The sequence below is a fragment of the Leminorella richardii genome (assembly GCF_900478135.1).
Taxonomy (GTDB): Bacteria; Pseudomonadota; Gammaproteobacteria; order Enterobacterales; family Enterobacteriaceae; genus Leminorella; species Leminorella richardii.
The window spans coordinates 3,455,412-3,470,150 of the sequence record NZ_LS483470.1; the positions used below are offsets into that span (position 1 = coordinate 3,455,412).

Consider the following 14,739-nt stretch of genomic DNA (forward strand, 5'->3'; position numbering starts at 1 on the left):
TTACCATCTTTTGGCTGCATCAGCTTGCCCTCAAAGGGCACTGGATAGACAAAATGAAACCATAAAAAGCGCTCTCAACAGTAGGATAATTATGCCATTAGTGAGGAACATGCGGGAATACGGGAGAAGAGCAATAAACAGGCCGCACCCTTACGGGCTGCGGCCTAATGGTTTATTGAGGGTGATTAAAACGCCTTTTTAAAGTTCAGCATAAAGCCTTTATCGCTCAGACTGTCCTCTTTCCACTGATAGGCATCTAGCTGCAGCGCGCTGTTTTTGCTGCTGTACTTCACGCCCACTGTAGCAAGGCTGTTAACGCCGCCGCCCTGTTGATCGTCATCAACATTGAAGCGCTGACTGCCCGCACCGGCAAGCGTCGCAGAACGCTGGCTCTTCACGTAGCTCAGGTTCGGCCCGCCTTCCAGCATTGCGCTCGCGCCCCAGCCGTTTTTACCTACATAGTCCAGCTTCAGGCCGACAATGCTGTCTACCGCCGTTTCACTGCCGCTGCTCATATTCAGGTTAAAATTACCCGCGTTGCGTTCCTGATAGCCGCTTTCCAGAGTGTGACGCAGCTTCACGCCAGCATAAGGCGTTACGTTTAGCCCTTCTTGCAGTTCAAAGGTTTTAGCCCCTTCGCTGCGGAACTCCAGATACTGCTGCTTCACGCTAGTATCTGCCGTTTCGCTCACGCCGTTCCAGGAAATAGCGCGGCTGCTGTCAAGATTATGCACGTCATAACGCAGCGCGTTGTTCCAACTCAGGCCATCGCCAAACGCCACTTGGTGCTTCAGACCGAAGAACTGACTGTAACCACCAGTCAAGCCATTATCACCCGCTTTATCTGAGCCATTGCCGTCCAGACGCGCGATACCATACACCATGCTCAGCGTTTGACGCTCTGTCAGATCCAGCGTTTTACCCAGCGCCAGCATGTCGTACTGTGTGTCGTTGCCCAGTTCTGCACGCGGATCGCCTTTCGCCACGACGTTAAACGACATGCCGTTTCCTACCTGCTGCGCGGCGTCCGCCAGCATTTCGAAACGATTACTCAACACGCGCGCCTCGCGGAACGCGGTCGTCGCTTGGCTGCCACTGACCTGTTTCAAGGCATTGTTCAATTCTGCCGTAGTGCGAACGTTCAAACTGGAGAATAGGCTATTGTTGGTATAGCTCGCATCCAGCGCCTTCGCGACGCTGTTAACGGAACTATCTGTTACCAAGTTCGTGTAGGCATTTTTGGTCATGGTGACATCAACGTTGCCGCTGGCGTTAGTACTGCCTTGAGCGTTCCATACCACGGAGGTTGATGTAATGGTTTCTGCATCCGTCAGGTTATTACCCTGAACTACGTTGTCGAAGGTAACAGTTGTGGAGCTGGTTCCAGCCGTAAATCCAGTGTTAACAGAAACCCCTTTCAGGCTCGCGTTGTTCACTTTCAGCTTACCTGCACTGCCGTCAGAACTGGTTCCTACAACATAGCCATTAAGTTTATTCTGGCTTCCACTATTAGATGTGTTATCGGCAATGGCAGAGACTGATGAACTGGGAACGTCAGGCAAAGTGTAATTAGCATAATGAACTTCACTATTGTTACCGTTATTGCCGTTCACGCCTTCAACATTAATGCTGTCACCTTGCTTGATAAGCCCTGACCCCGTCACCCCATCGGCAATAGTTACTGTACCGTTGTTTACGAGATGGCCTGCAGAACCTAACATACTAAATGCAAAGGAGTTGTTGGCGTAAATGTTGATAGCGCCATTGTTCTCAATTACCGCATCAGCCGTCGCGCCGCTGTCCAGTTGCATCCCGATCATACCGGTATTGGTCGTGCCCTGCGTTCCGAGGTTGATAGTGCCGTTGTTGACCAGTTGTGCGTTTTTATTGCCTCTCATCGCAATAGCGTTATTGCCGCTAATATTCATGGTGCCATCATTCTGTGCAACGTAGTTGCTGTGAGTGAATTTCACTACAACACCATTGTTTTTATCAAAATTGACTACACCACCATTCTGATTCCAGAAATATGCCTTGTTGGCGCTGGCATCATTACCACTGACCGCCAGCGCGTTTGCCGTAACATCAGCAGTACCGCCGTTAATAAAGCGACCATTGTTATCCGCATACCAGTAGTTTATTGCGTTACCACTATAGTTTGCGCCAGAAATTAACATCTTCCCGGTGTTGTAGAACGTCCCCGACTGAAATAGATGAATAGCATTCCTGCTGTTATTCAAAATAAAATCGCCGCTATTGTTAAACACCGCTGTATGAAAAATTTCCATCATGCTGGCATTATTACTATCACTACTACTGCTGGCCCCGAGATACCAGGTACCGGTGTTATTGACTATCGCGTTTTTACTCACCTGAGCACCGTTTGCCACGATCCCATTTTGCTGGTTATTAAACGTTCCTCCCGTCTGGAACATGCGCGAATTAACCTTACCGGTGTTATCAACACTGCCTGCGTTTTGGGTTATCTTCGCCACTGAACCTGCGTTATTTAAAGCCCCGCTGTTGATAATAATTGCGTTATTGACAGTCCCCGTCGACGTATTCACTAACTCACCGTTGCTTATCGTAATATCAGCGCCGGAGATCGTTCCACTGTTAACGGTCTGACCTTCTTTTTCGCCATTAACTGTAGATTTTTTATTGAGGGACTTTGTTTCACCCTGCGCTGTTATTACATCACCACCGGAGTAAATCACTGGAGCGTAGGGATCGGTATCATTATAGTCATTACCCGTCAGGCAATTACTGTTAACGCAAATAGTGCCATAGTTAAGAATGATACCTGAACCATCGCTATAGAATGCCTGTCCGCTATCAGCGTTAATATTAATTACGCCCGTCCGATCGTTAATAGCAGTACCTTTTTCATAGGCCGCCATACCGATAAGAGAATTCGCGCCCAGGCTACCATCGTAATTACCGTTTTTCTCCAGATTGATCGTACCCCGGTTAATAACGGTATTTGTATCTCCGTAGGCTGCCATACCAATCCCGGCGTTATAAATAGTGATAACACCACCCAATCGGTTAATAGCTGTGGCATTCTTTTTCGGCCCGCTAGTGGTATCTGTCCCCACTGCCATACCCACACCGTAACTTCTGGCGCCATTACCGATATTGCTGCGCAAAGTGGTAGTGTCGTTTGCATCAACCCAGAGTGAATCCAGTGTAATCTGCCCTGCGTTTTCTGCAGTGCTTTCGCTAATGGCCAACATACCGACATTGCCACGACCATACATCTCGATCTTGCCGCTGCTCTCATTAAGAACGTAACCACGATCGAAGGCCTCAAGCCCCATCATACTGAACGCATCTGAATAGAAAGCATGTGGCTCTTTAAGGCCAAATGAGGCACCAAGATTAATTACGCTCTCCTGTTCCATGACTTTTGCAGTAATGGTACCCGTATTAACTGCCCCACCCCCCTGAGTAGTAAAATAGCCGGCTCCGCCATTCTCCAAAATGCCATAAACAAACTGAGAAAGTGAGATATTGCCGCTATTGCTTCCGGTTGAATTCTCTCCTGAAATAGAGGCAAAGCCGATATTTCGGATATTAACATCACCTTTATTGACGACCTGAGCACCAGACTCTGCATTAATCATTTGAGTTTCAGGCGTAGAATAGTGATCGTAAGTAGTAATATCCTGCATATTAATCGTGGCGCCAGTTCCAATTTCGAGCATGGCGTCATTACGTAATTGGATCATTCCTGCATAGCCTAACGGCAAATCACCACTGATGGAGGAATCTCCATTCAGGTAAACAGATGACTTGCCATCTACCGTAATAACCGGCGTATTACCATAGCCCTTGCGCTCAGATGCCACTGTAGAGCCGTCGGTTAGCTTACCCGACTCGCCCAACAGTTGAACACCGCCATTCAGATTAACAATATTGTCGTTACCAGATACCACCAGACCGAAAATATTCTCCTGACTGCCATCGATGTTGGCATATTTGCGAGCGGTCAGTTCACTGTCAGCCACAACGGTTAACTTGCCGTCCAGGGTCACGCTATTGCTATTACCATTAACGTTTATGCCAACGGACGGATCGTAGAAATATTCCAGAGCGTTTGCCGCCGTTTGATCCTTATCGACCAGAACGTTACCCGTGATATTCACTGTGTTGGCATCACCAGAAACGTTTACCCCTGTCGCTTTCTGCCCAGTGACTGTCAGATCTTTAGCCGCCAGCGTCATGCTGTTGTTGTTGCCGTTGAGATCTACCCCGGTCGAGAAATCGCCAACCTGCATACTGCCTGCCAGCGATATGTTTCCGTCGTTAGTTGTGATGCTGAACCCGGTTGCTTCATTGCTAACGCTAACATCACCCGTATTGGATACGGTTGCTTTATCACCGTTGACGAGAACACCAATTGAGCCCGCATCGGAAACACTCATATCCCCTTTGTTGTTCACCGTATTACTGTCACCAGTAATCTCAACGCCAAACGCGCCACCGGTAACAATCAGCCCACCCTCCAGATTTACAGTACCGTTATTACCCGCAATTTCAGTACCGGTGGAGTCTTTGCCGTCTACCGTGGTTTTGCCATTATTGTTAACGGTGGCTTCGTTACCGTCGATCTGCGTGCCGGTGCCGCCGTTGGTGATAGTGCTGTCGCCGCTGTTGTTGATGACAGCCTTATCGCCCGCAATCTCAGTACCGGTGGAGTCTTTGCCGTCTACCTTGGTGCTACCGTTATTGTTCACGGTGGCCTCATTGCCGTTGATCTGCGTGCCGGTGCCGCCGTTGGTAATGGTGCTGTCGCCGTCGTTATTGACAACGGCCTTGTCACCGTCGATCTGGATACCGATGGAGTCGGCGTCCTTAACGGTCATGTCGCCCTTGTTGTCCACTTTGGCGCTGTCGCCGGTGATGTCGATACCGTGACCACCGCCGCTGACGTCCAGCGTACCGTCCTGATGCACGACGGCACTGTTGCCTGCGATCTCGGTGCCGGTAGAGCCCTGACCGTCAACGGTGGTTTTGCCCGTATTGTTGGCGGTCGCGTCGTTCCCCGCGATGCTGGTGCCGGTGCCGCCGTTGGTGATAGTGCTGTCGCCGCTGTTGTTGATGACAGCCTTATCACCCGCAATCTCGGTACCGGTGGAGTCTTTGCCGTCTACCTTGGCGCTACCGTTATTGTTCACCGTGGCTTCGCCACCGTTGATCTGCGTGCCGGTGCCGCCGTTGGTAATGGTGCTGTCGCCGTCGTTATTGACAACGGCCTTGTCACCGTCGATCTGGATACCAATGGAATCGGCATCCTTAACGGTCATGTCGCCCTTGTTGTCCACTTTGGCGCTGTCGCCGGTGATGTCGATACCGTGACCACCGCCGCTGACGTCCAGCGTACCGTCCTGATGCACGACGGCACTGTTGCCTGCGATCTCGGTGCCGGTAGAGCCCTGACCGTCAACGGTGGTTTTGCCCGTATTGTTGGCGGTCGCGTCGTTCCCCGCGATGCTGGTGCCGGTGCCGCCGTTGGTGATAGTGCTGTCGCCGCTGTTGTTGATGACAGCCTTATCGCCCGCAATCTCGGTGCCGGTGGAGTCTTTGCCGTCCACCTTGGTGCTACCGTTATTGTTCACGGTGGCCTCATTGCCGTTGATCTGCGTGCCGGTGCCGCCGTTGGTAATGGTGCTGTCGCCGTCGTTATTGACAACGGCCTTGTCACCGTCGATCTGGATACCGATGGAGTCGGCGTCCTTAACGGTCATGTCGCCCTTGTTGTCCACTTTGGCGCTGTCGCCGGTGATATCAATACCGTGACCGCCGCCGCTGACGTCCAGCGTACCGTCCTGATGCACGACGGCACTGTTGCCTGCGATCTCGGTGCCGGTAGAGCCCTGACCGTCAACGGTGGTTTTGCCCGTATTGTTGGCAGTCGCGTCGTTCCCCGCGATGCTGGTGCCGGTGCCGCCGTTGGTGATAGTGCTGTCGCCGCTGTTGTTGATGACAGCCTTATCGCCCGCAATCTCGGTGCCGGTGGAGTCTTTGCCGTCTACCTTGGTGCTACCGTTATTGTTCACGGTGGCTTCGCCACCGTTGATCTGCGTGCCGGTGCCGCCGTTGGTGATGGTGCTGTCGCCATCGTTATTGACAACGGCCTTGTCACCGTCGATCTGGATACCGATGGAGTCGGCGTCCTTAACGGTCATGTCGCCCTTGTTGTCCACTTTGGCGCTGTCGCCGGTGATGTCGATACCGTGACCGCCGCCGCTGACGTCCAGCGTACCGTCCTGATGCACGACGGCACTGTTGCCTGCGATCTCGGTGCCGGTAGAGCCCTGACCGTCAACGGTGGTTTTGCCCGTATTGTTGGCAGTCGCGTCGTTCCCCGCGATGCTGGTGCCGGTGCCTCCGTTGGTGATAGTGCTGTCGCCGCTGTTGTTGATAACAGCCTTATCGCCCGCAATCTCGGTACCGGTGGAGTCTTTGCCGTCCACCTTGGTGCTACCGTTATTGTTCACGGTGGCCTCATTGCCGTTGATCTGCGTGCCGGTGCCGCCGTTGGTAATGGTGCTGTCGCCGTCGTTATTGACAACGGCCTTGTCACCGTCGATCTGGATACCGATGGAGTCGGCGTCCTTAACGGTCATGTCGCCCTTGTTGTCCACTTTGGCACTGTCGCCGGTGATGTCGATACCGTGACCGCCGCCGCTGACGTCCAGCGTGCCGTCCTGATTCACGACGGCACTGTTGCCTGCGATCTCAGTACCGGTGGAGTCTTTGCCGTCCACCTTGGTGCTACCGTTATTGTTCACGGTGGCCTCATTGCCGTTGATCTGCGTGCCGGTGCCGCCGTTGGTAATGGTGCTGTCGCCATCGTTATTGACAACGCCCTTGTCACCGTCGATCTGGATACCGATGGAGTCGGCGTCCTTAACGGTCATGTCGCCCTTGTTGTCCACTTTGGCGCTGTCGCCGGTGATGTCGATACCGTGACCGCCGCCGCTGACGTCCAGCGTGCCGTCCTGACTAACCACCGCGCCGTTACCCGCGATTTCTGTGCCGGTGGAGCCTTTGCCGTCAACGGTGATATCACCTGTTTTTACAGTGGTATTGTCACCGATGATAATCAGTTTACCTTTATCATCATACCGCCATACGGCACCGTTCGCGCTGGTTCCCTCAATCACCACGGAATTGTCCGCTTCATTCACCTGCCATCTATTAACAACTGCTGTACGCTTATCGGCTGACGTTAACGTATAGGTGCCATCCGCATTTTTACTATAAGTAAAAACAGTATCGCGAATCGTCAGCGTTTTTGCCGTTTTATCCAACGTTACACCGTTGCTGAAGGTCACTTTAGATGAAGGAGTTGGAGTACCATCTCCACCATTCTCCGACGGCACCACAACATCATGAGAGTCACTGCCATCCGACAACTCACTGATGGCAAAAGCCGCGACCAGTGAGGTTGCACCTGCAGCGATCCACAGCTCGGTCTCACTGCCTTGACACTCGGCCGGCAGCTTTTTCCGAGCCTCGGCACTCAATTTTTCGGCATCAGCGGGGCAGCCTATATTTGACTCCTGACGCGCTTCCTCGACGCTGTCTGTCGCCCATGCCGCTCCACTCAGAGCTATCGCTATACAGGCGGAAAGAAGTTTTTTCTTTTGCATCTATAATTCCTAAAAACGTTTTTGCGTCACTACCCGTATGATGCAGCAGAAAATTCTCAATCCACGCAGCAAATTAAAAAAGCTGAGAGCGGATATCCTTGCGGGATATAAAGAATCACCAGACACCAGTGGATATATTCAGCGTCAATGAGCCTAATGTATAAAGTAATATCTCGATATAAATACTTATTTCAAATAAATAAAATACTTAGATTAAATATGATCGTTCTATAACCCAGAAAATCTAGCACGTTAACAAGATATAAGTATTGATTACACCATGATAAAAGCCTTCCTCATATTTATGAGAAATCTTTCTACTGTGTATCGGTGAAATAATATTAAATCAGGCTATTCTTGTCTATAACATCCAAGCTAGCATTTCGTAAAATGGATACAGAAAAAAGCATTTTTATCCATATAAATAGGAATTAATCACGCAGTTCTTACTCTATATTTATAAGTAGCCATGACTATTTTAACCATATGAAGCGTGTTAAATTAATTTTAAATCTCTTTTATTTTTTCTCATATCGCCACATTCTATTTAAATACGATATAACAATATTAATCATTAAAATTAACCCATTAAAAACAAAAAGATATTTATATATTTAGGAATCTAATCCTTGTTTTTAGGCCACTCATCTAAATACTTATGTAGTATGGCTTTTACAAAAGACTCTTGAGCTAACTGGCTCTTTCTCCCAAAGCCACTGTGCTTTTTATTTCCCCATGCTCATTTCCATTTACTCCATGTAGAAACATTTCTGGCAGCCCATTCTCGGACTTAACGCACAGGAGCGTCAAAGATATACGCTCACCAATACAAAACTGTCTCTCTATCAATATGAAAAAATCCGTCCTCTCGGTATAATTCAAACGGACAGATGCTTAGGGGATTTTCGATGACGCACTCTTCTAACATTTCAGAATTAGTGTCTCATTTTTAATATTTAAACCCCAGAATCTCGTCAATGTAAAAGTAACTCTATCGTTAAAATACTTACCGTACAGTACAAAAAATGCATTCACGAGTAAGAAAATGTGGACGGTACCTTGCACGACCTCACAAGTCGTAACAAAACAGAAGATATGTGTTGTCCTAGATAAAAAGGCATAACAAATGTATTCCCACTATGTGGAGAGCTTCTGTTTACAAATGTCAGGAGCTGCTAATATCTAGACAGCTGATTAAACGTTTAAGACAGTTAGAGATAAAAAGTGTTTCTGGTGGAAGGGCGTTGCAAAGAACTATTTATCGAACGATTCAACAAGCGATGGAAAAATAAAGTGCGCCGCCTCGGATACGACGGTTCACATTTATTATTGAACTCGGTGACCGCCTAACGATCACCAACAATAATAGACTGTCCTAGGCCGCTAGACGCCAATAATTCTCGTCAAGAAACTCAAGAGCAGTAGTCTGCATTCAAAAAAGCAATCGACTAGTTCTGCTTTTCCGAGCCCAACAGCCACCAGTGCAGAGGATATCCCTTTTTGACGCCGGTTTTCAACACCAGCCCTTCTTCCATAAGTTTCAATAGATAGTAGCGAGCCTGATAGACGTTAATAATGCAGCTTTCTGCAATATCGTTTGTCGTAGGAGCAATTTTGCGAAGCGTTTCATCACTCATATTATCGCTAATCGAAACTTCATCCTTTACTGCAGCATATTTTTCAGCACATTTTTGCGCCAGAGCGTCCACTATTTCCTGCGTGATCGCAGCGCCTTTTGTCACTTTTTGCACTGACTCATCGTTATTTTTCATCCCTTCCTCCTTAGAAAAATATAAATAAGTACAATAAGCCCGAGATTATACACCAATTACAAAAGGGACATCCATTTCTGCCGATCCATGCCCTTTTTTCTCTTTTTTCACTCAACGATAAAATGTTAAAAAACAGCCTCGTTTAAAGAGTGGTGACTTCGCTTATTTACTAAAAATACTGGCCCAAATATATTCCTGCCGGAAGCTCTGCCGCAATCGCAGGCCCCGGCAGCAAGGCGATAGCTACTTCAGCGTACGTATCGGACTCCCGGCTAAAAAAGCCTGAATGTCTTCAACAGCACCCTTAAAATACCCTTGATAGTTGCTGTCGGCAACATAGCCAAGGTGAGGCGTAGCCAACACGTTAGGCAACGTTCTCAGAGGATGGTTCAGCGGCAGCGGCTCTATGTCAAACACGTCCAGCCCGGCACCAGCGATACGCCCCTGTTGCAGCGCGTCAATCAGCGCCTCACCGTCAACAATCGCCGCTCGAGACGTATTGATCAGCAGTGCCCCTGGCTTCATCACACCAATGTCATCGCGACCTATCAAACCCCGACTACGCTCACCCAACACCAGATGGATAGAAACAATATCGCTATCCCTCAGCAGTGCCTCTTTTGACGCCGCCAGTTCTGCGCCACACTCCTGCGCGCGTTCTGCCGTCAGGTTAGGGCTCCATGCCGTGACTTTCATGCCGAACGCGCTGGCGATCTGCGCCATACGCCCGCCGATTTTCCCCAGCCCCAGCAGGCCAAGGCGCTTGCCGTTCAGCGTCATACCTACAGAGCTCTGCCACGGCCCGCCTTGGCGAAACGCATTGTTTTCCGGCACTACGTGGCGCGCCAGCCCTAAAATCAGCGCCCAAGTCAGCTCCATCGGCGGTTCAGAGCCGCTCGCCGTTCCGCACACCGTTACACCCCGCTCAGCGGCAGCCTTTAGATCGATAGAGGCGTTCCGCATCCCCGAGGTGATCAGCAGTTTAAGCTTCGGCAGGCGGGCAAACAGCGAGGCGGTAAAAGGCGTTCGTTCACGCATGATCACAATAATATCGCAATCACCGATCTTTTCCGCGAGCAGTGCTTCATCGTCAATATGCTCGGTTAAAGAAAAAACGTCCACACGCTCCTGTACAGCTGACCAATCAGCTATCGTCAACGCCACGTTCTGATAGTCATCAAGAATTACGCACTTTAAGTTCATTTAATTCATAAACCCCACTTCATCAATAGGTTATAGAAAATCATAGTGCTGCGAATGTACACATAACCCAAGCTAAAAACGTTGCCTGACCTCTAATTTCCGATATTACCTGACGCTCATTTGGGATGTTTGTTTAATATGACTAATACCGCTTTTCATGATTAGCTTTCGCAGCCACGGCGTCGTGAGTATACGAGCCTTCACGATCTTGCTCAGGAGCTTCACGCGCAGCCGGAAAGTGCTTTTAAAATAGGCCTGATTCAGAGATGTTCCCCCCCGGTTAAGAATCTGACTCAGCAGCTCGGCGCTGTCCAGTGCGTAGCTGATCCCTTCCAGAGAGCTGGCACTGATAAAGCCCGCCGCTTCACCAATCAGGAACGCGTTATTTTGACCGCAAACAAAGTCCTGCCATCTGGACGGGCAAAGCACCGTACACTTCTCGCTTTTTAGCGCGTCACCAAAAGTAAAGCCGTGCGGCACCAGCCGCTCTTTCAACAGGTCATAGCGCGCTTTCCCTTCCTTCATCGGAAACGCGCCGCCAAAAATAAAGTGACCGTCTTTGCTGATGCTCCAGGAATAGCAGTCGGTGACTTCGTTATCAAACAGGCAGGAGTAAAACGGCACGGGGTGGCGGTCTTCAAACCACTGCTGAATAGCCTGATAGCGCCGAATTTCATGATTGGGATAAAGGAAGCGCCTAACCATAGAGTTAGCACCGTCAGCACCGACCAAATATCGCGTAAAGATGCGCTTTTCTTTACCCCCCTCCGTGAAAGTGATGCAGTAGCCGTCGTCGGTCTGTTCTATGCGTTTACACAGCGTATCGTGATGCACGTCAACGTGATTTGGCACCAGAGACTTCATCCACAGGTCAAAAGCGTGGCGATTGATGTTGATATAGCTGCGCTGGTAGTTACGGCTAATGCCGGTTTGGGTATCTAGCGTTTTAACGCTAAAAATCTGAGGGTTTGCTATCACGCTGGTTGGCAGATTGAGCCCGAATCGAATAAACGCCCGCTGGGCGTCCGGCGCCAGCAGCCCACCGCAGGGCTTTTTAAAACCGTCATCGCCGCTTTCGCGCTTTTTATCTAGTGCAATTACGCGCAGTTTCTTGTCCAACAGCCGAGCCAGCGTGGCGCCAGCCGGGCCTAAGCCAATAATGGCTACGTCATAACGTTCCATCGTCATTCTCCCTATATGTATGTCGTCAGGGAAAATACGCATCCCATGTGAAGTCGGCATGAAGCGAATCTGCCGACACTGCGGGGAATTTGACGTCGCTAGTAGGGGTAGTCGTGATAGCCCATTTGGCTCGAGATATCGCGTGCAGCGGCGTGCAGCAAAGCAACCAGCTGAGGCCGACCCTCTTCGCTAAAGCGAAGAGTAGGTAAAGAAAGGCTTAAGCCTACACTCACTGTACCGAGGCGGTCGAATACCGGTACGGCAATACACCGCACGCCCTCTTCTTGCTCTTCAGCATCTTCTGCATAGCCCTGCTGCTTCACCTGCTCCAACAGGGGAAGAAAGTCCTCCCGACGCTGAACGGCATTGCCGGTTCCCGGGCTAAAGGTGATTTTTGCCAACGTCTCTTCACGCAGTCCCGGATCGCACCAGGCCATCAGCACCTTGCCGATAGCTGTCGAATGGATCGGATTGCGTCGACCAATGCGGGAGTACATGCGCAGGTTGTACTGGGAATCAATCTTGTGGATATAAATGATCGCGTCGTCGTCCAGCGCCCCGAGGTGAATCGCCTCTTTAGTTTGGCGCGACAGCTCGCGCATCGGGCCGTTGGCATAGCGGATAACGTCGACGTTTTGCAGCGCCTTTGCACCAAGCTCGAACAGCTTGACCGTCAGCGAGTACTTCTCGGTGTCTTCTTCCTGACTGACATAGCCCAGCGTTTTCATCGTTTGTAGGAAACGATACACAGTGCTTTTCGACATCATAACCCGCTGAGCCAGCTCAGAAATACCGATATCTCGCTCGTCACCCAGCGCGTTCAAAATACCAAATACTTTCAGAACGGAAGAGACGGAATCCGGCTGTTTATCTAAATCCTCTGCCGCCATGGCGATGTTACCCGTTTCAATGTTTGTTTCAGAAAAATTGGAACACAGCCTAGTATAATGTTACCTCGCCAATACTAACAATTCTTCATCAAAAATCCGCAGGTTATACCGTAAACGACGCGAGGTCTCTGGCCATTTCTACATCAGGAAACACCTCTTGGCACTCTGCCAGCAGGCGCGCTTCATCTTCTTTGCCGTAGCGCGGGCTTAGGTGAGTAACAATCAGTCGCTTTGCTCCGACGTCTTTAGCCACCTGCGCAGCCTGCCGGGTCGTAGAATGCCCGCGACTGTTGGCGCGTTCAGTCATGGAGGCCTCTAGCGTTGCTTCGTGCACCATTACGTCGGCATCCTTCGCCAGCAGAAATGCGCTTTCCGCCGGCGCCGTGTCACCGAATATCGCCAGCGTTCGTCCTTTTGTCGAAGGAGATAAAAACGCGCTTCCATCAATAACTCTGCCGTCGTCCAGCTGCACTCGCTCTCCGGTCTTTAGCCGTTGAAACAGCGGCCCGGGCGACAGCCCGGCGGCTTTCAGGCGCCCGGCATCCAGAGAGCCGGGGCGATCCGCCTCTTCAATGCGAAAACCAAAACAGGGCACAACGTGATTGAGCGGCTGCGCTGTTACGCAGAAGCGTTCGCTTTGATAGATAACACCAGCATCAAGCTCTACGATATCCAGTGGGTAAGTTAAATAAGAGGCGCTGAGGTTCAGAGAAACTTCCACGAACTCTTTGATGCCCTTAGGGCCGTAAACCGTCACTGCACCACTGCCGCTCAGCATGGAGCGGGTCGTCAGTAGGCCCGGCAGACCGAAAATATGGTCACCGTGCAGATGAGTAATAAATATTTTCTCAATTTTTGCCGGGCTAATGGGCGTGCGCAGGATCCGGTGCTGAGTACCCTCACCACAGTCGAATAGCCAGACTGCACCGCCCTCTATGGTCAGCGCAGTGCAGCTGACGTTGCGCAGTCTGGACGGCGTTCCCGCTCCGGTGCCTAAAAACAGCAGCTCCATGTCTCACGTCCCTCTTTTTTGCCCTATGAGTCGATATTAATCACGTATTTTACCGCACGGTCGTTACGCTTAAGGCGCATCAGGCTCTCCGGCAGTGCGTCAAACGGGCTAACCTCAAAAGGCGGCAGCACTAGCGCGCCGCGCTCAACGCGAGCCAGCAGCTCCTGCCCGGCCTGCACCAGTTCAGCCCATTGAGCATCGCTGCCGTGCTGGTGCATCGCACCGAGCGCAATTTCGTGCAGCGAAAGACAGGTGGTAAATGCGCCGACGGGCGACGTATTGACGCGATCCTGAACGCAGACCAGATGCCCATAGTATCCCAACAGCGGAGCCAACGTGGCAGCATGTTCGCCGCTAACCATATCAAACGCGGCGTGCAGCGCGTGAGAACCCAGCTGCTGACGCAGCTGTTGTCGCCAGTCGCTCTGGCGGTAGTCAAATGCCTGAATAACACCCCAGTGACCAAGTCGGGCATGATTCGTTTCGCTGGCGGTGGCGTAAACCAGCGCACCCTGTTCAATCAGAAGCTGAGTCAAGATAGATCCAACAGAACCGCCCGCCCCGCTGACCAGCACACGCTTGCCCTTAAGCTCAGGCACTTTCTTCAGCGCCTGCCACGCCGTTAAGCCCGGGCAGGGAATAGCCGCAGCGGCTTCGTCTGTAACGCCGTCTGGAACGGGGATCGCCGCTTTGGCGGAAATAACCGTATGGTGGCTAAAGCTGCCGTTAGTTCTCAGGTTGGTATGGTAGCAAACGCGACTGCCGACGCGCAGGTGGCGCACGCGAGCGCCAACAGCGGCAACAGTGCCCATGGCGTCTACGCCCGGAATATGACCCGCTTCCCAGAGGTTAAACGGCTGCTCAATAAACTTCCAGTCAACGGGATTCAGACCAATGACCCGATTTGCCACCAGAATCTCGTCACTCGCCAGCTCCGGCAGCTCCGTGTGGCTTAAGGTCAGCGAATCCGGCTCTCCGGGCTGTGCCCAACACCAGGACAGCGTTTGTTTTGACATGGT

The 14,739-nt window shown here is 51.0% G+C and carries 7 protein-coding genes; all 7 read right to left on the minus strand.

The annotated features are described in order from the left end of the window. Positions 1–185 precede the first annotated feature (185 nt). A complete protein-coding gene (locus DQM29_RS15725; RefSeq protein WP_111741559.1) occupies positions 186–7,661 on the minus strand; it encodes a BigA/YdbA N-terminal beta-barrel domain-containing protein in 7,476 nt (2,491 codons plus the stop codon). 1,448 nt (positions 7,662–9,109) lie between these two features. Next, positions 9,110–9,433, minus strand: coding sequence for a FaeA/PapI family transcriptional regulator (locus tag DQM29_RS15730; RefSeq protein WP_111741560.1), 324 nt, complete (start codon positions 9,431–9,433; stop codon positions 9,110–9,112). A gap of 243 nt (positions 9,434–9,676) precedes the next feature. Then, entirely contained in the window at positions 9,677–10,636 is a 960-nt protein-coding gene (locus DQM29_RS15735) for a D-2-hydroxyacid dehydrogenase family protein (RefSeq protein ID WP_111741561.1), read from the minus strand. Positions 10,637–10,741: 105 nt separating this feature from the next. After that, entirely contained in the window at positions 10,742–11,818 is a 1,077-nt protein-coding gene (locus tag DQM29_RS15740) for an FAD-binding protein (RefSeq protein WP_111741562.1), read from the minus strand. 98 nt (positions 11,819–11,916) lie between these two features. Beyond that, entirely contained in the window at positions 11,917–12,708 is a 792-nt protein-coding gene (gene kdgR, locus DQM29_RS15745; RefSeq protein WP_111741563.1) for a DNA-binding transcriptional regulator KdgR, read from the minus strand. A 103-nt stretch (positions 12,709–12,811) separates the two neighbouring features. Beyond that, the gene (gene rnz / locus DQM29_RS15750) at positions 12,812–13,720 is read right to left on the minus strand and encodes a ribonuclease Z (RefSeq protein WP_111741564.1); all 909 of its coding nucleotides are present in this window, start codon (positions 13,718–13,720) and stop codon (positions 12,812–12,814) included. Positions 13,721–13,743: 23 nt separating this feature from the next. After that, positions 13,744–14,736, minus strand: coding sequence for a zinc-binding dehydrogenase (locus DQM29_RS15755; protein ID WP_111741565.1), 993 nt, complete (start codon positions 14,734–14,736; stop codon positions 13,744–13,746). Positions 14,737–14,739: the final 3 nt, after the last annotated feature.

Excerpts from the sequence above, each read along its gene's own strand:
- DQM29_RS15725 (WP_111741559.1), bottom strand. The coding sequence starts at position 7,661 with ATGCAAAAGAAAAAACTTCTTTCCGCCTGTATAGCGATAGCTCTGAGT.
- DQM29_RS15730 (WP_111741560.1), bottom strand. The coding sequence starts at position 9,433 with ATGAAAAATAACGATGAGTCAGTGCAAAAAGTGACAAAAGGCGCTGCG.
- DQM29_RS15735 (WP_111741561.1), bottom strand. The coding sequence starts at position 10,636 with ATGAACTTAAAGTGCGTAATTCTTGATGACTATCAGAACGTGGCGTTG.
- DQM29_RS15740 (WP_111741562.1), bottom strand. The coding sequence starts at position 11,818 with ATGGAACGTTATGACGTAGCCATTATTGGCTTAGGCCCGGCTGGCGCC.
- kdgR (WP_111741563.1), bottom strand. The coding sequence starts at position 12,708 with ATGGCGGCAGAGGATTTAGATAAACAGCCGGATTCCGTCTCTTCCGTT.
- rnz (WP_111741564.1), bottom strand. The coding sequence starts at position 13,720 with ATGGAGCTGCTGTTTTTAGGCACCGGAGCGGGAACGCCGTCCAGACTG.
- DQM29_RS15755 (WP_111741565.1), bottom strand. The coding sequence starts at position 14,736 with ATGTCAAAACAAACGCTGTCCTGGTGTTGGGCACAGCCCGGAGAGCCG.